Below are 18,198 nucleotides of genomic sequence, written 5' to 3' on the forward strand. Positions count from 1 at the left end.
GGTTGTGGAGAAGGTCCTGAATTTCAAGCAAGGGCGCGTGCCGCTGTTGATCGGCATGCCTCACGCCGGCCTGCGCCTGACTCCGGCGGTACAGGCCGGGCTGATCCCCGAGGCGCAAAGCCTGCCAGACACCGATTGGCACATTCCCAGGCTCTACGAGTTCGCCGCTGAGCTGGGCGCCAGCACCCTGGCCGCCGAGTACTCACGGTTCGTCGTCGACCTGAACCGCCCCTCCGATGACAAACCGATGTACGTCGGCGCCACCACCGGTTTGTACCCGGCGACGCTGTTCGATGGCGTGCCGTTGTTTCGCCAAGGGCTGGAGCCGTCGGCCGAGGAGCGGGCGAGGTATCTGCAACAGATCTGGATGCCTTACCACCAGGCGCTGCAGCAGGAACTGGCGCGGCTCAAGGCCGAGTTCGGCTATGCCTTGCTGTTCGACGCCCATTCGATCCGTTCGGTGATCCCGCACCTGTTCGACGGCAAGCTGCCGGACTTCAACCTCGGCACGTTCAACGGTGCCAGTTGCGACCCGACCCTGGCCAGCCAGCTCGAAGCCATCTGCGCTCGCCATGGTCAGTTCACCCACGTGCTCAACGGGCGGTTCAAGGGCGGACACATTACGCGGCACTACGGTAATCCGGCCGAAGACATCCACGCGGTGCAACTGGAACTGTGCCAGAGCACCTACATGGAAGAGTACGAACCGTTCAACTATCGCGCCGACCTGGCGGAGCCGACGCAAGTGGTGCTCAGGCAATTGCTGGAAGGCTTGTTGGCGTGGGGGCGGCAGGCTTACAAGCATTAACCTGTGGTGAGGCAGCTTCTGTGGCGAGGGAGCTTGCTCCCGCTCGAGTGCGTAGCGCTCGCAAGTTTTTGGGGCCGCTGCGCAGCCCAACGGGAGCAAGCTCCCTCGCCACAGAGGTCTTCAGTGCCCTCAACCTGTCGCCACCGTGCAAAACCGAGTCGCCACAGTTCATCTTCAGCCCCTCGGCGCTGCGTAATGTTTTGGGCACGGTGCAGCAAGACACCGACCTACAATAATCCGCTGCCGCACGAGACCTTCCCGATGAAAAGACTGTTCAAACGCTGTCTGTCGATCCTCTGCGGTACCACCCTCTTGAGCGCCGGGGCGATGGCCGCCGAGCCTGCGTCGTGCCAGACCGTGCGCATGGGCGTGGTCAACTGGACCGACGTGATCGCCACCAGCGGCATGGCCGATGTGCTGCTCACCGGTCTGGGCTACGACAGCAAGCAGACCAGCGCCGTGCAGCAGATCATCTTTGCCGGCATCCGCGACAAGCGCCTCGACATCTTCCTGGGGTATTGGAAGCCGGCGATGGACAAGAACATCGCACCATTCCTGGCCGCCAACCAAGTGAAGGTATTGGACAAGCCAAGCCTGGCCGACGCCCAGGCCACCCTGGCGGTACCCGACTACGTGGCGGCGGCAGGGCTCAAGACCTTTGCCGACATCGCCCGGTTCAAGGACCAGCTCGGTGGCAAGATCTACGGCATCGAGCCGGGCAGCGGCGCCAACACCACCATCAAGACCATGATCGAGACCAACCACTTCGGCCTCAAGGACTTCAAGCTGATCGAATCCGGCGAAGCAGGCATGCTGGCGGCGGTGCAGCGCGCGGTGAATCGCAAGGAGTTCGTGGTCTTCGTCGGCTGGACCCCGCATCCGATGAACATCAACATGAACATCAGCTACCTGACCGGCAGTGAAGATGTCTATGGCCCGAACGAAGGCGCCGCCACGGTCTCCACCGTGACTGCGCCGGACTATGCCCAGCGCTGCCCGAACGTGAACCGCTTGCTGGAGAACCTCACCTTCACCGCCGCCCAGGAGAGTCAGTTGATGGTGCCGATCATGGAGCGCAAGACGCCCCAGGACGTCGCCCGGCAATGGCTGCGCGAGCATCCCGAGGATCTTCAGCGCTGGTTGGCGGGTGTCACGAGCTTCGATGGCAAGGATGGCGTGGCGGCGGTGCAGGCCAGTCTCAAGAACTGAGGCAATCTTCCGGGCACTGATAACCCTGTGTGGCGAGGGAGCTTGCTCCCGCTCGAGTGCGTAGCGCTCGCAAAATTTTGGGGCCGCTGCGCAGCCCAGCGGGAGCAAGCTCCCTCGCCACAAAAGCCTTTGAGCCACACCACGATGACCTACCCACTCTCCCAGGCAATGTCAGCTTTCATCGACAAAACCCTGAGCTTCACCAGCCTGGACGACAGCCTTGCCGGTTCGCGCCAGGCCTACAGCCAGATGTGCCGGGCGTTCACTGCGCCTTGCCCGCCGACGCTGGCCGTCGAGGATTTCGAACTGGCCGGCGTAGCGGTGAGGGCCTATTACCCGCAACGTGCGGCACCGCTTGCCGGCTGGCCATGCATGCTTTACCTGCACGGTGGCGGTTGGGTCGTGGGGGACCTGGATTCCCATGACTTCATCTGCATGGAGCTGGCCGCTGAGTTGGGCGCGTTGGTGGTGGCGGTGGATTACCGGCTGGCCCCGGAGCATCCGTTTCCGGCCGGTTTCGAAGATTGCCTGGCAGTGTGGCGCCACTTGGCGGACGCCCCGTTTGCCATCGACCCCCGTCGCCGGCTGGTGGTCGGTGACAGCGCCGGCGGCAATCTCGCCGCCGCGTTATGCCTGGCCTTGCGCGATGCCGGGCAACCGTTGCCGCGGGCCCAGGTCTTGATTTATCCGGCGCTCGGTGGCCCTGCGGATCTGCCGTCGCGTCACGAGTGCTTCGATGCCCCGCTCCTGAGCCGTCGCGAGTTGGAGCGCTATGAGGCGCTGTACCTGGGTGGCGCTCGTCCCTCGCTTTATGCCATGCCGTTACTCGCCGACAGCCTGGACGGCTTGCCGCCAGCGCTGGTTGCTGTCGCGCAATGGGACCCGCTGCGCGACGACGGCGTCCTTTATTGCGAGCGGCTGAACGCCGCAGGGGGAGACGCCGCGCTGTATGTCGGCAATGGGCTGGTCCACGGTTGCCTGCGTGGCCGCGGCCAGGTGCCAGAGGTCGATCAGATGTATCGCACGCTGCTGGCGTACCTGGCTGACATGCTTTGACTGCGCAGGGGACATGCTCATTAAGGTAATTCGGGTTTATGATGCCGGACGGCAGACTAAATAGACGTCCCCACAGGGATGACTCGACCCCTTACGGAGCGCGCAATGCAGACTTTGTACCCGCAGATCAAACCCCATGCCCGGCACGATCTGGCTGTCGATGACACCCACACGCTCTATGTCGATGAAAGCGGTTCCCCCGAAGGCCTGCCGGTGGTGTTCATTCACGGCGGCCCGGGTGCCGGCTGCGATGCGCAGAGCCGGCGTTACTTCGATCCGAACCTGTACCGCATCGTCACTTTCGACCAGCGCGGCTGCGGTCGGTCCACCCCCCATGCCAGCCTTGAGAACAACACCACCTGGGATCTGGTCGAAGACCTGGAGCGCATCCGCAAACACCTGGGCATCGAGAAGTGGGTGCTGTTTGGCGGTTCCTGGGGCTCGACCCTGGCCCTGGCCTACGCCCAGACCCATCCCGAGCGGGTACACGGCCTGATCCTGCGTGGGATCTTTCTCTGCCGTCCGCAGGAAATCGAGTGGTTCTACCAGGCCGGCGCCAGTCGCCTGTTCCCCGACTACTGGCAGGACTACATCGCACCCATCCCTTTGGACGAACGCGACGACCTGCTCAGCGCTTTCCACAAGCGCCTGACCGGCAACGACCAGATCGCCCAGATGCATGCGGCCAAGGCCTGGTCCACCTGGGAAGGTCGTACCGCGACCCTGCGTCCGAACCCGCTGGTGGTCGATCGCTTCTCCGAGCCGCAGCGGGCGCTGTCGATCGCCCGGATCGAATGCCACTACTTCACCAACAACGCTTTCCTCGAACCCAACCAGTTGATTCGCGACATGGGCAAGATCGCCCATTTGCCGGGCGTCATCGTGCATGGCCGCTACGACGTCATCTGCCCGCTGGACAATGCCTGGGAACTGCATCAGAACTGGCCCAACAGCGAACTGCAGGTGATTCGCGACGCTGGTCACGCCGCTTCGGAGCCGGGGATCACCGACGCATTGGTGCGCGCCGCTGCGCAAATGGCCCGGCGCCTGCTCGACCTGCCGCCTGAAGAAGCATGAAGGGGCTGTTGCAACGAGTTCGCTGCGCACGGGTCGAAGTATCAGGTGAGATCGTCGGCGCCGTGGACCAGGGCTTGCTGGTGTTGGTGGCCGTCGAGCCCGGGGATACCCGGGCCAGCGCCGACAAACTGCTGCATAAGCTGCTTAACTATCGAGTATTCAGCGACGCCGACGGCAAGATGAACCTGTCCCTGGCGGATGTCGGTGGTGGGTTGTTACTGGTGTCGCAGTTCACCTTGGCGGCCGACACCAAAAGTGGTTTGCGCCCGAGTTTTTCGACAGCCGCACCTCCGGCCCTGGGAGAAGAGTTGTTCAACTATTTGCTCACCCAGGCAAAACAGGTGCATGGCACTGTGGCATCAGGTAGATTCGGCGCCGACATGCAGGTGCATTTGGTCAATGATGGCCCGGTAACGTTCCTGTTACAGGTTTGAAAGCGCTTGAAACATCTTTTCGGGCCTGTTTCGAGGAAAAACTGGGCGTTTTCTCGATAAATACTTTGCTACCCCTGATGCGTTGTCACGCGGGCTACTAGATAATCGCGCGCTACGGGGGATCAGCGTTCGCTGGTCCATTTGACTTAGGTAGAGACTTGTCCTGGACCGTTTGGGGAATCATTTTGTCCCATCGGAGTCGGAACAATGCTCGCCAACTTGGCAAGAGTGGTCCGCAGGAACGGTTTTTCAGTGCCGTTACCGTGCAGATACTTTATCTGGCCGTTGGTTTTTTGATCAGTTTTCGGCGAGGGTTGCTCGTGATTGTTAGTCCCTGTAATGCACCAAAAATGACTGCCAAACGGTTTAGAAACGCTCTGGTAGCGGGCTCGGCCCTGCTGTGCCTGTTCGGCGCGGGCCAACTGTGGGCATTCAGCCTGGATGATGTATCGGCGAAGGCACAAGAATTGGCCGGGCAAAAGTTCGAAGCCCCGCGCAGCAATTTGCCGAACGAATTCCGCGAAATGAAATTCGCCGATTATCAGAAAATTCGTTTCCGCACCGAAAAAGCTGAATGGGCCGACCAGAAGACCCCGTTCCGGCTGTCGTTCTATCACCAGGGCATGCATTTCGACACGCCGGTGAAGATCAACGAAATCACCGCGACCACCGTCGACGAGATCAAGTACGACCCGACACGTTTCGATTTCGGCGACGTGAAGTTCGATCCCAAGGCCACCGAACAGCTGGGCTACGCCGGTTTCCGCGTGTTGTACCCGATCAACAAGGCTGACAAGCAAGACGAAATCATGACCATGCTGGGCGCGAGTTATTTCCGCGTCATCGGCAAGGGCCAGGTCTACGGTTTGTCCGCTCGAGGCATGGCCATCGACACCGCGTTGCCTTCCGGTGAGGAATTCCCGCGCTTTCGCGAGTTCTGGATCCAGCGTCCGAAACCGACCGACAAGCACCTGGTGATCTTCGCCCTGCTGGATTCACCACGGGCCACTGGCGCCTATCGCCTGATCGTGCGTCCGGGTACCGACACCGTTGTCGACGTGAAATCGCGGGTGTTCCTGCGTGATCGTGTCAACAAGTTGGGCATCGCCCCGTTGACCAGCATGTTCCTGTTCGGCGCCAACCAGCCGTCCAAGGTGCTGAACTACCGTCGTGAACTCCACGATTCCAGCGGCCTGTCCATCCATGCCGGCAACGGCGAGTGGATCTGGCGTCCGCTGAACAACCCGAAACACCTGGCCGTGAGCAACTTCTCGGTAGAAAACCCGCGTGGTTTCGGCCTGCTGCAACGTGGTCGTGACTTCAGCCACTACGAAGACCTGGACGACCGTTACGAAAAACGTCCAAGCGCCTGGATCGAACCGAAAGGCGATTGGGGCAAAGGTACTGTCGATCTGGTTGAAATCCCGACCGCCGACGAAACCAACGACAACATCGTTGCGTTCTGGAGCCCGGAAAAACTGCCTGAACCAGGCCAGCCACTGGACTTCGCCTACCGTCTGCACTGGACCCTCGACGAAGCCAACCTGCACTCGCCAGACAGCGCCTGGGTCAAGCAGACCCTGCGTTCGACCGGTGACGTGAAGCAGTCCAACCTGATCCGTCAACCGGACGGTAGCGTGGCCTACCTGGTGGATTTCGAAGGGCCGTCCCTGCAAGCGCTGCCTGAAGAAGCCGAAGTGCGTAGCCAGGTGAGCGTTGGTGAGAACGCCGAGATCGTCGAGAACAGTGTGCGCTACAACCCTGAAACCAAGGGCTGGCGCCTGACGCTGCGCCTGAAGATCAAGGACCCGAGCAAAGCGACCGAGATGCGTGCCGCCTTGGTCAGGCCGCTTGTTCCTGTCGAACTCCCAGCCACCGCGCATTCCGTGGCCACGCTGGCCAAGGCCGACAAGGTCGCCAAGCAGCAGAGCGAAAAAGAGCAAGCCAACGAGCAAGCCGGCGAGCAGAAAGAAACCAAGGCCGTCAAGGCATCCACCGCCGTCGCCGAGCCGATCCCAACCCAACAGGAACCGGAACAGACTGAACAAGTCCTGACTGAGACCTGGAGCTACCAGTTGCCTGCCGATGAGTAATACGTCCGTACGACCAGAGACTCTCAGTGAGTATCTGGCCCACTTGCCGATGACCGACGAGCAGCGCGCCGAGCTGGCGGGCTGCACGTCATTCAGCCAATTGCATGAACGCTTGGCTTCCTCGACATTCGACGCACCCAACGAGGCGGCGCAAGCCTCGGTGGGCCGACGCCTGACGCTGAGCACCGCCGAGGAACTCGAGGACGCCGAAATGCTGGCCCTCGATGCCAACGGCCGGGTGTGCTTGAAGGCGACGCCGCCGATTCGCCGGACCAAGGTCGTGCCGGAACCGTGGCGCACCAATATCCTGGTGCGCGGTTGGCGGCGCCTGACCGGGCGTACCAACCCGCCGAAGCCGCCCAAGGATGAGCGCGTGCTGCCCCATGCACGCTGGCGTACCGTGGGTTCGATCCGCCGCTACATCCTGTTGATCCTGATGCTCGGCCAGACCATCGTTGCCGGTTGGTACATGAAAGGCATCATGCCGTACCAAGGCTGGTCGCTGGTGGACCTGGACGAAGTCCTGCACCAACCGCTGTTGCAGACGGCCACGCAAGTGCTGCCGTATGCGTTGCAAACCAGCATCCTGATCCTGTTCGGGATCCTGTTCTGCTGGGTGTCGGCGGGTTTCTGGACGGCGCTGATGGGCTTTCTCGAATTGCTCACCGGTCACGACAAGTACCGCATCTCCGGTGCCAGCGCCGGCAACGAGCCGATTCCCAAGGACGCCCGCACCGCACTGGTGATGCCGATCTGCAACGAAGACGTGCCGCGGGTATTCGCCGGTTTGCGCGCAACCTTCGAGTCGGTGGCTGCCACCGGTGACTTGGATCGTTTCGACTTCTTCGTGCTCAGCGACAGTAACGAGACCGATATTTGCGTAGCCGAGCAGCAGGCCTGGCTGGATGTCTGCCGTGAAGCCGGGGGCTTTGGCAAGATCTTCTATCGCCGCCGTCGCCGTCGCGTGAAGCGCAAGAGCGGCAACCTCGACGACTTCTGCCGTCGTTGGGGCAGCGACTACAAGTACATGGTCGTGCTCGACGCTGACAGCGTCATGAGCGGTACGTGCCTGACCAGCCTGGTGCGCCTGATGGAAGCCACGCCGGACGCCGGCATCATCCAGACCGCGCCACGTGCCTCGGGCATGGACACGCTGTATGCGCGCATGCAGCAGTTCGCCACCCGGGTGTACGGCCCGCTGTTCACCGCCGGCCTGCACTTCTGGCAGTTGGGTGAATCCCACTACTGGGGCCACAACGCGATCATTCGCATGAAGCCGTTCATCGAGCACTGCGCGCTGGCGCCGCTGCCCGGTAAAGGCGCGTTCGCCGGTGCCATCCTGTCCCACGACTTCGTCGAAGCGGCGCTGATGCGCCGTGCCGGCTGGGGCGTGTGGATTGCCTATGACCTGCCGGGCAGCTACGAAGAACTGCCGCCGAACCTGCTGGACGAACTCAAGCGTGACCGTCGCTGGTGCCACGGCAACCTGATGAACTTCCGGCTGTTCCTGGTCAAGGGCATGCACCCGGTGCACCGTGCGGTGTTCCTGACCGGCGTGATGTCCTACCTGTCGGCGCCGCTGTGGTTCTTCTTCCTGGTGCTGTCCACTGCGTTGTTGGCGGTGAACACGCTGATGGAGCCGCAGTACTTCCTCGAGCCGCGTCAGCTCTATCCGTTGTGGCCACAATGGCACCCGGAAAAAGCCATCGCCCTGTTCTCCACCACCATCGTGCTGCTGTTCCTGCCCAAGTTGCTGAGTATCGTGCTGATCTGGGCCAAGGGTGCGAAGGAGTTCGGTGGCAAGTTCAAGGTGACGCTGTCGATGCTCCTGGAGATGCTGTTCTCCATGCTGCTGGCGCCAGTGCGGATGATTTTCCACACCCGCTTCGTGCTTGCCGCATTCCTGGGCTGGGCTGCAACCTGGAACTCGCCACAACGTGACGACGACTCCACGCCATGGAGCGAAGCGGTCAAGCGCCACGGCCCGCAAACCTTGCTGGGCTTCTTCTGGGCCTTGCTGGTGATCTGGCTGAACCCGAGCTTCCTGTGGTGGCTGGTGCCGATTGTCGGCTCGCTGATGCTGTCGATTCCGGTATCGGTGATTTCCAGCCGCGTGGGCCTGGGCTTGAAGTCCCGCGATGAAAGCCTGTTCCTGATCCCTGAGGAATACGCACCGCCCCAGGAACTGCTGTCGACGGACCAGTACACCCATGAAAACCGTTGGCATGCGCTCAAAGACGGTTTCATCCGGGCGGTGGTCGATCCACAACAGAACGCCTTGGCGTATGCGTTGGCAACCTCGCGTCACGGCAAGGCCGAGCCGATCGAATGGCTGCGGGTCGAACGCGTTCGTCACGCCTTGAAGACCGGCCCGACCGGCCTCAGCAACGCCGAGCGACTGGCCTTGCTGAGCGACCCGGTGGCCTTGTCTCGCCTGCATGATCAGGTCTGGAGCGAGGGGCATCCCGAGTGGCTGGCGGCGTGGCGTGAGTCGGTCAAGGCCGACCCTCATGCACCGCTGCTACCGCTACAGCCGGTGAGCGTGCAGCCTCAAGTGGCCTGATACGCACAAAGCCCCGCTTCTGGAAGGAAGCGGGGCTTTTTGTTGGGCGCTGTTGTGAACACGACTGTTTGGTCCGGGGACAGGGTTAACACCTGTGGCGAGGGAGCTTGCTCCCGCTCGGCCGCGCAGCGGACGCTAAAAAGCGGGGGCGGCTGCGCCACCCAGCGGGAGCAAGCTCCCTCGCCACATTTCGTGGTGCGGTCAGGGTTGTGTGTTGACGTTGTCCAGTGCTCGATTCGCCAACAAAGCACTCAGCTCGATCAGTTGCTGAATACCAAAGGCGACATGACGTCGTGAACCTTCCAGGTCGAACGCAAGGTCACTGACCATGGCATCGGCTGAGGCCAGGTTTTCGCTGAGGTTGGCCAACAGGCTTTCAGTGTCGATACCGTCCACGACGGTGAAGAGCTGGCCCGGTGGCTGTTTTTCTTCGGGGTTGGGCTGTTTGGGCTTCAGGTAGTAATCGAGCGCGCGGTCGGTGGCTTCCTGGAGTTTCTTGGGGTCGGTTTCGGGTTCTGGTGGGTTGGGTGTGGCCTTGAACATGGTTGACGCTCCTAGGGTAATGGAGCCGCCAGATATCGCTGCTAAACGAGAATGGGTGGCGACTGTACGCGGGTTAGCAGACCGGGACCCTAGAACCCGGCAGACCCGAAGGTCTCCCACGCACAACCGCCATGACATAGATGTGCAGGCGCTGAAGCCTGCTCACGCATGTGGGGAGAGTACGTCTAGGATTGTCCAGGCTGCTAAACCCGATCGCTGAACTGACAGCGACCTGCAAACGTTAGAGCCCAGGGCCAAGGCGCACAAGCCGGCGGATTCTGGCGTAGTTGTAGGCAATGGCGCAAGGCGCCGTAGCCTTGGGATGACGGATTGTGGGGCGCAGGTATTTTTGTATGTATATCCGTTATTTAGGTAACGGCTGCTGACGGTTCCGCTCTTACAGCGTCTCACTTTTGAGAAGCGCAAAAGTAAGCAAAACGCTTTATGCCCCACCACTCGGCACCTCGCCTAGGCTCGGTGTGCCCTCACTCCGGCATTGCTCCGTGGGCCCGCCGCGAAGGGCCATCCATGGCCCAGCGCGGCTATCCCGGCATCCATGCCGGGATGCCCACTGCGCAATACCTGCGTTCGGCCAGCGTGGTTAACGGGGCGCCGAAATCAACGTCCACCACGAGGCGGCTTGGTAGCCGACCTGGTTCATGGTGGGACCGCGTTTCCCCTGTGGGAGCGGGCTTACCCGCGAAGGCGGCGGTTCAGTCACATAAATGTTGGGCTTGCCGGCCTCATCGCGAGCAAGCTCGCTCCCACAGGGGGGCTGTGTTGGACATGAATTTTTGTTTTCACTGGAGGTGAATATGGGAGCAAGCTCGCTCGCGATGGCGGTGTGTCAGTTTGCGGTGATGTTGGATGTGCCGGCCTCTTCGCGAGCAAGCCCGCTCCCACAGGAGGAATGCGGTCCCCATCAAGAACCAGGTCGGCTACCAGGCCGCCTTGTGGTGGACGTTGATCTCGGGCGCCCCGTTAACCACGCTGGCCGAACGCAGGCATTGCGCAGTGGGCAACCCGGCATGGATGCCGGGTTAGCCGCGCTGGGCCATGGATGGCCCTTCGCGGCGGCCCACGGAGCAATGCCGGAGTGAGGGCATGCCGAGCCTAGGCGAGGCACCGAGTGGTGGGGCACAAGCGCTTTGGTTACTTTCGCGCTTTTCGAAAGTGACCCGCCGTCAGGGCGGAACCCTAAGCAGCCGTTACCTAAATAACGGATATACACACAAAACCATCAAACCCTAAACCGCCCCACCAACCCCTGCAAATGCCCCCCCAACCGCGCCAACTCAGCACTGGAAGCAGCCGTTTCCTCACTGGAGGCGGCAGTCTGTTCCGACACATCACGCACATTCAACACGCTACGGTTGATCTCCTCAGCCACAGCACTCTGCTGCTCAGCCGCAGCGGCGATCTGCTGATTCATCGCCTGGATCGCCGAGACGGTACGGGTGATGTTTTCCAGCGACGCACCGGCACGACGGGTCAGCTCGACGCTGCTGTCGGTCAGGCTGCGGCTGTTGTCCAAGGTCGCCGCGACCTGCTCAGTGCCCGACTGCAGGCCAAGGATCAGTTCCTCGATCTCTTCAGTGGACTTCTGGGTGCGCTGGGCCAGGCTGCGGACTTCATCGGCGACCACCGCAAACCCACGCCCGGCTTCACCGGCCCGGGCCGCCTCGATGGCGGCGTTGAGGGCCAGCAGGTTGGTTTGCTGGGCGACGGACTTGATCACATCCAGCACACTGCCGATCTTGTCGCTTTCTCGCTTCAGCTCGCCCATGGCGGTGGTGGAATTACCCACTTCGAGTGCCAGGCGCTCGATCTGGGCAATCGCTTCGCCGACGACTTTATCGCCTTCGCGTGCCTGGGCATCGGCGGCGACGGCCGCTTCGGAAGCCTCTTCGGCATTGCTGGCCACTTCCTGCACCGTGGCGGTCATTTCGTGCATGGCGGTGGCGACCTGGTCGGTTTCCGCTTTCTGGCTGTTGACGCCGGCGCTGGTCTGTACGGTAACGGCCGATAGTTGTTCGGCGGCGCTGGCGATTTGCGTGACGCCTTCGCTGATGCCGCCGATCAATTGCCGCAGGCCCACGGTCATGTTCTGCATGGCGCGCTGTAGCTGGCCCAGTTCGTCGCGGCGCTCGGAAGTGAGGTTGTGGGTCAGGTCGCCGGCAGCCACGCGTTCGGCGATTTTGAGGGTCTGGCCCAGAGGACCGACGATCTGCCGGGTGATGACCAGGGCGGCGATGACACCGAACAACAGGGCCAGTACGGCAGCCGAGACCAGGAAGGTCTTGGCCTTGGCGGCATCACGGTCGCGCACAGCGGTCTGGGAGACCGTCAGTTTTTGGCTGGCGTCGATCAATACGTCGCCTTGCTCTGCCATGAGCTTGAGTGCGGCGGCGTTGTCGATCTGGGAGTCGCGGAACTGGCTGACCGCTGCGCGATAGACATTGATCGAGTCGTTGGCCTGTTGCAGGTTGGCGGCATGTTCTTCGGGTAACTGCTCTGGCAAGCGTGCGAGAAGCTTGAGGACATTGTCGATGGCCTCAAGGGCCGGTTGCTGGGCTTCGTTCTTGCCGCTGTAGGTATAACCGCGAACTTGATAGCGTGCTTGCTGGATCGCCTTGCTCAGGGTCACAGCGTTGTTGAACTGGGCGACGCTGTCGCCTTCCAGCAACGACTTCTCTACTTCAGCGACGCGAGCCACGGCATTGTCTGCACTGGCACCGAGTTTGCTGCGGGCATCTTCTCGGCTGGCGGTAGCGCGGGTCATCTCGGCGAAGGCTTTTTTGTACTCGGCCACGGCGGTCAATTGTTTATCGATCAGTGCGGCATCGGCCGGTTGTTCGATCAGTTGGCGGGCGGTTTTCAGCCCGGCGTCGAGTTTGCCGATCAGGTCGTTGACTTGCTGGGGGCCGTTCTCGCCCCGCGAGGTGTCGTAGTTCATGCGTGCCAGGCGCAAGTCCTTGGTCAAATCGTTCAGGCTGGCAATGAACCCCAGCTTGTCGCCACGGCTGATGACGTTACCCAGGCCGGTCCAGCCCGTGAAGGCGATTATCACGGTCAGGAACAGCACCAGGCCGAAGCCGAAACCGAGTTTGCGATTAACGCCTACATTACCTAGCCATCGGAACATACTGTTACTCCCTGCAGCGCTGAGTTTGTGTGCTGGGAGCTATATCGACCGTTTGGAAGGGATCTGTAGAGAATAGATGTCACAGTAGTGGCCGCTTCGCGCCCAAGCGCGAGCAATCTCTGGCCACGGTTTTATACCTGCCCTTATGGTTAGACCTTGAAGCGACTTACCAGCGTCTGCAAATGCACCCCCAACCGTGCCAGTTCGGCACTGGAGGCTGCGGTTTCTTCACTGGAAGAAGCCGTTTGTTCGGACACATCGCGAACGTTCACGACGCTGCGGTTGATCTCTTCGGCCACGGCGCTCTGCTGCTCGGCGGCGGCGGCGATCTGTTGGTTCATCGACTGGATCGCCGAGACCGTGCGGGTGATGTTTTCCAGTGAGCCACCGGCCCGGCGGGTCAGTTCGACGCTGCTGTCGGTCAGGTTGCGGCTGTTGTCCAGGGTGGTCGCGACCTGTTCGGTGCCCGATTGCAGGCCGAGGATCAGTTCTTCGATTTCTTCGGTGGACTTCTGGGTGCGCTGGGCCAGGCTGCGGACTTCATCGGCGACCACCGCAAACCCACGCCCGGCTTCACCGGCCCGGGCTGCTTCGATGGCGGCGTTGAGGGCCAGCAGGTTGGTTTGCTGGGCGACAGACTTGATCACGTCCAGCACGCTGCCGATCTTGTCGCTCTCGCGCTTGAGGTGGCCCATGGCTTCGGTGGAGATGCCCACTTCCTTGGACAGGCGTTCGATCTGGGCGATGGCTTCGCCGACCACTTTTTCGCCTTCGCGAGCCTGCTGGTCAGCGGCAACTGCCGCTTCGGAGGCTTCCTCGGCATTGCGCGCCACTTCCTGCACGGTGGCGGTCATTTCGTGCATGGCAGTGGCGACCTGGTCGGTCTCCGTTTTCTGGCTGTTGACCCCGGCACTGGTCTGTTCGGTGACGGCCGAGAGCTGTTCGGCGGCGCTGGCGATTTGCGTGACGCCGTCGCTGATACCCCCGATCAGTTGCCGCAGGCTGATCACCATTCGCTGCAGGCTGGCTTGCAATTGGCCCATGTCGTCACGGCGGGTAACCACCAGGTTATGGCTCAAATCGCCCGAGGCGACACGTTCGAGGGCCACCAGGGTTTGTTGCAGGGGAACAACGATCTGCCGCGTAATGATCCACGCAGCCAGCAGACCAAACGCTAACGCCAGGACGGCAACGGTAATCAGGGCCTCTTTCGCATGAATCGTCTCCAGGTCGCGCTTCTCAATCTGCGAGGCCGTCAAATGTTTGTTCAGCTCATGCAAATGGGTGTCCTGGTCGACCATTCTCTTGAGGGCTGAGGCGCTGGCGACCTGCGAATCGCGGAACTGGCTGACGGCTGCGCGATAGGCTTTCATTGATTCTGCGGCTTGTTGCAAGTTGGTTGCGTGCTGTTCCGGTAACTTGCCCGGCAGGCTCTCGAAGTTTTTCAGGACGTTTTCGATGGCATCCAGCGCCGGCTGCTCGGCGTCGGCCTTACCGCTGTAGGTGTAGCCGCGAACTTGGTAACGCGCTTGCTGGAGCAGTTTGCTCAGCTCGACCACGTTGTTGAATTGCGGGACGCTGTCGCCTTGTCGCAAGGCATTTTCGACGTCTGTCACCTTGGCCACGGCGTTGTCGGCGTTGGCGCCAAGCTTGGACCGGGCCGACTCGCGGTTCTGCGTCGCTTGAGTGAGGTCGACAAAGGCACGCTTGTATTCATCGACATTAGCCAATTGCTGATTGAGCAACTCCTGGTCTGCCGGGCGCACAAATCGTTTGAGGGCAGCTTGGATGCTCTCTTGAAGTTTGCCCAGGAGCTCGTTGACGGCTGTCGGCCCTTGTTCGCCGCGTCGCATCTCGTAGTCGAGACGGGCGACGCGTAAATCCTTGGCCGCCTCGTTGATACTGGCGATGGAAGCTTGTTTATCTGAACGGCTGATCACACTGCTCAGGCTGTTCCAGCCGGCGAAGGTGCTCAAGAGGGTCATGAGCAGGACCAGGCCAAAACCGAAACCCAGCTTGCGATTGACGCTGACGTTTCCCAGCTTTTCGGTTAACCAACTGAACATGCCGATACTCCCTCAAACCTGTTATAGGCCTTATGAAGAGAGTATCGACCATATGCCGGGGATCTGTAGAAATCGTCAGGGAGTCTAGCGGTGGAGAGGGCAAGCGTTGCAGCCAGCGAGGATGAATCGCCTGTGGTCACGTTGCACAAGCTACGAGGATCAGAACAATCGCGCGAGCAAGGCAGTTACCGCAGTCTCGACCCGCAGGATTCGCTCGCCCAGTTGAACCGGTTGCAGGCCGGCCTTGCCCAGCAGTTCGATCTCGTAGGGAATCCAACCGCCTTCGGGGCCGATGGCCAAGGTCACCGGCTCTGTTAGCGCTCGCGGGCAGGGCGGATAGTTGCCAGGATGGCCGACCAGCCCCAGGGTGTCATCCGCCATGGCTGGCAAGCGGTCCTCGACGAAGGGCTTGAAGCGTTTTTCGATGATGATTTCCGGCAGCACGCTGTCCCGGGCCTGCTCCAGGCCCAGGATCAATTGCTCGCGGATGGCCTCGGGCTCCAGGAACGGCGTCTGCCAAAAGCTCTTTTCCACACGATAACTGTTGACCAGCACCACGCGCGGCACGCCCATGGTGGCGATGGTCTGGAACACGCGACGGAGCATTTTCGGGCGAGGCAGGGCCAGCACCAGGGTCAGCGGCAACTTGGCCGGCGGCGGCTGGTCGAGGGTCACTTGCAGTTCGGCCTCGCGAGCTTCCAGGCGCAGCACCTGGGCGGTGCCCATCAGCCCACCGATGCGCCCGACCCGCAGGCTGTCACCGACGGCGCTGCGATGGACTTCCTGCATGTGGGTCAACCGGCGATCGCTGAGGATGACGCGGTCAGGCCCGATGAAATCGGCCTCTTCGAGCAGCAGCAGGTTCACGCTTGGGTCGCTGGCGGCTGGTCGTTGTGGTCATCGACCGGCTGGTCCTCGGGTTCTTCTTCCCGGCGCTTGCGCACCAGGCCACCGAACAGGATGCCGATCTCGAACAGCAGCCACATCGGCACCGCCAGCAGGGTCTGGGAGAAGATGTCCGGTGGGGTCAGGATCATGCCGACCACGAAGCAGCCAATGATCACGTAAGGGCGGATCTTCTTCAGGTAGGCCACGTCGACCACGCCGATCCATACCAGCAGCACCACGGCCACGGGGATTTCGAACGCCACGCCGAAGGCGAAGAACAGCGTCATGACGAAATCCAGGTAGCTGCTGATGTCGGTCATCATTTCCACGCCCGCCGGGGTGGCGGCGGCGAAGAATTTGAAGATCAGCGGGAACACCAGGTAATAGGCGAAGGCCATGCCGGTGTAAAACAGCAGGATGCTGGACACCAGCAGCGGCACGGCGATGCGTTTTTCGTGCTTGTACAGGCCCGGTGCGATGAAGCCCCAGATCTGGTGCAGGATCACCGGGATCGCCAGGAACAGCGAGACCATCATCGTCAGCTTCAATGGCGTCAGGAACGGCGACGACACGTCGGTGGCGATCATTGTCGCCCCTACCGGCAGGTACTGGCGCAGCGGCGTGGAGACGAAGGTGTAGATCTGCTGGGTGAAGGAAAACAGCCCGGCGAAGATGATGAAAACCGCCGCGACGCAACGCAGCAGGCGTGTGCGCAACTCGGTGAGGTGCGATACCAGCGGCATCGGCTGGTCGTTTTCAGGGATATCGCTCATGGGGCTCGCGGCGGCAAAGTAGGGTCGTTAGGCGCAGGGACAGCAGGGGGCGCTGTATCCGTTACCGTCGGTGTCACTGGTGCCGGTTCAGCCAGCGGCTGCGCACCATCCACCGGCGCCTGTGGCGCAATCGTCGGTTCGGCCACGGGCTGAACCGGCGTCGGTTCCTGTTGGGTCGGCGTGAAGATTTTCCGCGCTTCCTGCTCCAGGGACAGAATATGTTCGTTGTGAAGTTGCCGACGGATGTCGTCGGCCCCGATTTCACGTTCAACTTCCTGTTTGATCGCATTGAAGCTGCGCTTCAGGCGGCCGATCCACAGGCCGGCGGTGCGCGCAGCACCCGGCAGACGCTCGGGGCCCAGTACCAGCAGGGCGACGAGGCCGACGAGCAGCAGTTCAGTGAAGCTGATCCCAAACATTAGTCAGTGCTCACGAGTCTTTGCGGACGGGCTCTTCGACTTTCTGTGCCTGCACGTCGATGGTGTGCGGCGCGTTCACAGGCTGGCTGGCCTGGGGGTGTACCGGTTGGGTCGGCTGCGCCGGTTGGCTAGCAGCCGCCGACGGGTCGGCCGGTTTTTCGTCGTCGTTCATGGCCTTGCGAAAGCCCTTGATCGACTCGCCGACATCGGTGCCGAGGTTTTTCAGTTTCTTGGTACCGAACACCAGCACCACGACGACCAGGATGACGACCCAGTGTTTCCAGTCAAAGATACCCATGTGGCTACTCCTCTCAAAAATTGATCAGGCGGACGGGCGCGAGGCTTTCTCGACGTGCCCGGACAGACCGAAGCGACGGTCCAGTTCATCCAGTACGGCCTGCGGATGCTGCCCCAGTTGGGCCAGCATGACCAGGCTGTGGAACCACAGGTCGGCGGTCTCATAGATCACGTCGCTGCAATCGCCACTGATGGCGGCGTCCTTGGCGGCGATGATGGTCTCGACCGACTCTTCGCCGACTTTCTCCAGAATCTTGTTCAAGCCCTTGTGGTACAGGCTGGCGACATAGGAACTGTCGGCCGCGGCGCCCTTGCGCTCTTCCAGCACCTGGGCCAGGCGGGTCAGGGTGTCACTCATGCGTATGTCCTGAATAAATGGCGTGCGGGTCCTTGAGCACCGGGTCGACGATTTTCCAGTCGCCGTTCTCGAAGACGCGATAGAAGCAGCTTTGACGGCCGGTGTGGCAGGCAATCTCACCGACTTGCTCGACCATCAGGATGATGACGTCGCCGTCGCAGTCCAGGCGCATCTCATGCAGGTGCTGCACGTGCCCGGACTCTTCACCTTTGCGCCACAGCTTGCCACGGGAACGTGACCAATAGATGGCGCGGTTCTCGGCGGCGGTCAGGGCCAGCGCTTCGCGGTTCATCCAGGCCATCATCAGCACACGCCCGGTCTTGTGATCCTGGGCGATGGCCGGCACCAGGCCGTCAGCGTCCCATTTGATCTCGTCCTGCCAGTTTTTCATCTTGAGTCCTGACGGCAGCGGCAAGCTTTAAGCTTCAAGCTGCAAGTAAAAAGCAGATTTATGTATGTATGGAGCTTG

16 protein-coding genes and 2 pseudogenes are annotated in these 18,198 nt (G+C 61.5%); 7 read left to right on the forward strand and 11 right to left on the reverse strand.

What is annotated here, in order from left to right:
- The first annotated feature begins 4 nt into the window (after positions 1-4).
- The 7 genes from hutG to mdoH all read left to right on the forward strand — a co-directional run bounded on the left by hutG (position 5) and on the right by mdoH (position 9,240).
- Entirely contained in the window at positions 5-808 is an 804-nt protein-coding gene (hutG, locus tag BLU76_RS08040; protein WP_092222292.1) for an N-formylglutamate deformylase, read from the forward strand.
- Between the two features lie 261 nt (positions 809-1,069).
- Positions 1,070-2,017, forward strand: coding sequence for a choline ABC transporter substrate-binding protein (locus BLU76_RS08045; protein WP_092222294.1), 948 nt, complete (start codon positions 1,070-1,072; stop codon positions 2,015-2,017).
- 144 nt (positions 2,018-2,161) lie between these two features.
- Complete coding sequence (locus BLU76_RS08050) at positions 2,162-3,073, forward strand: alpha/beta hydrolase (protein WP_256572661.1); 912 nt, start codon at positions 2,162-2,164, stop codon at positions 3,071-3,073.
- Positions 3,074-3,178: 105 nt separating this feature from the next.
- Positions 3,179-4,150, forward strand: a complete 972-nt coding sequence (pip, locus tag BLU76_RS08055; protein WP_003196909.1) for a prolyl aminopeptidase — start codon at positions 3,179-3,181, stop codon at positions 4,148-4,150.
- Positions 4,147-4,584 (forward strand): D-aminoacyl-tRNA deacylase, encoded by a 438-nt coding sequence (gene dtd, locus BLU76_RS08060; RefSeq protein WP_063323331.1) that lies wholly within the window; start codon positions 4,147-4,149, stop codon positions 4,582-4,584. The genes pip and dtd overlap by 4 nt, the downstream gene beginning before the upstream one ends.
- 350 nt (positions 4,585-4,934) lie before the next feature.
- Positions 4,935-6,677, forward strand: coding sequence for a glucan biosynthesis protein G (locus tag BLU76_RS08065; RefSeq protein WP_218189610.1), 1,743 nt, complete (start codon positions 4,935-4,937; stop codon positions 6,675-6,677).
- Positions 6,670-9,240, forward strand: a complete 2,571-nt coding sequence (mdoH, locus tag BLU76_RS08070; protein ID WP_092222297.1) for a glucans biosynthesis glucosyltransferase MdoH — start codon at positions 6,670-6,672, stop codon at positions 9,238-9,240. The genes BLU76_RS08065 and mdoH overlap by 8 nt, the downstream gene beginning before the upstream one ends.
- Positions 9,241-9,441: 201 nt before the next feature.
- Here the strand turns inward: mdoH and BLU76_RS08075 are convergent, their stop codons facing one another.
- From BLU76_RS08075 to hisI, 11 genes and pseudogenes are all read right to left on the reverse strand, one after another.
- Positions 9,442-9,783: a DUF6124 family protein gene (locus tag BLU76_RS08075; RefSeq protein ID WP_092222299.1), complete on the reverse strand. Its 342-nt coding sequence runs from the start codon at positions 9,781-9,783 to the stop codon at positions 9,442-9,444.
- A 1,240-nt stretch (positions 9,784-11,023) separates the two neighbouring features.
- Positions 11,024-11,896, reverse strand: a complete 873-nt coding sequence (locus BLU76_RS32220) for a methyl-accepting chemotaxis protein (protein ID WP_371914211.1) — start codon at positions 11,894-11,896, stop codon at positions 11,024-11,026.
- Positions 11,882-12,928: pseudogene (locus BLU76_RS32225) on the reverse strand (methyl-accepting chemotaxis protein); the annotation flags it as partial. The gene BLU76_RS32220 and the pseudogene BLU76_RS32225, both read right to left, overlap by 15 nt.
- Positions 12,929-13,077: 149 nt before the next feature.
- Positions 13,078-13,941 carry a methyl-accepting chemotaxis protein gene (locus BLU76_RS32230; protein ID WP_371914212.1) on the reverse strand — a complete coding sequence of 288 codons (864 nt, stop codon included), beginning with the start codon at positions 13,939-13,941 and terminating at the stop codon, positions 13,078-13,080.
- Positions 13,933-14,994: pseudogene (locus BLU76_RS32235) on the reverse strand (methyl-accepting chemotaxis protein); the annotation flags it as partial. The pseudogene BLU76_RS32235 and the gene BLU76_RS32230, both read right to left, overlap by 9 nt.
- Positions 14,995-15,153: 159 nt before the next feature.
- On the reverse strand, positions 15,154-15,861 hold the full coding sequence (locus BLU76_RS08100) for a 16S rRNA (uracil(1498)-N(3))-methyltransferase (RefSeq protein WP_063323325.1): 708 nt from the start codon (positions 15,859-15,861) through the stop codon (positions 15,154-15,156).
- Positions 15,858-16,655, reverse strand: coding sequence for a twin-arginine translocase subunit TatC (tatC, locus tag BLU76_RS08105; RefSeq protein WP_060739577.1), 798 nt, complete (start codon positions 16,653-16,655; stop codon positions 15,858-15,860). Before tatC ends, BLU76_RS08100 begins: the two co-directional genes overlap by 4 nt.
- Complete coding sequence (gene tatB, locus BLU76_RS08110; protein ID WP_092146802.1) at positions 16,652-17,074, reverse strand: Sec-independent protein translocase protein TatB; 423 nt, start codon at positions 17,072-17,074, stop codon at positions 16,652-16,654. The genes tatC and tatB overlap by 4 nt, the downstream gene beginning before the upstream one ends.
- Positions 17,075-17,084: 10 nt before the next feature.
- Positions 17,085-17,372 carry a twin-arginine translocase TatA/TatE family subunit gene (locus BLU76_RS08115; RefSeq protein ID WP_063323323.1) on the reverse strand — a complete coding sequence of 96 codons (288 nt, stop codon included), beginning with the start codon at positions 17,370-17,372 and terminating at the stop codon, positions 17,085-17,087.
- A 24-nt stretch (positions 17,373-17,396) separates the two neighbouring features.
- A complete protein-coding gene (locus BLU76_RS08120) occupies positions 17,397-17,729 on the reverse strand; it encodes a phosphoribosyl-ATP diphosphatase (protein WP_003186671.1) in 333 nt (110 codons plus the stop codon).
- Positions 17,722-18,120, reverse strand: a complete 399-nt coding sequence (hisI, locus tag BLU76_RS08125) for a phosphoribosyl-AMP cyclohydrolase (RefSeq protein ID WP_063323322.1) — start codon at positions 18,118-18,120, stop codon at positions 17,722-17,724. Before hisI ends, BLU76_RS08120 begins: the two co-directional genes overlap by 8 nt.
- Positions 18,121-18,198: the final 78 nt, after the last annotated feature.

Origin of the sequence: Pseudomonas sp. NFACC08-1 (assembly GCF_900106735.1) — a bacterium.
Lineage (GTDB): Bacteria > Pseudomonadota > Gammaproteobacteria > Pseudomonadales > Pseudomonadaceae > Aquipseudomonas > Aquipseudomonas fluorescens_Q.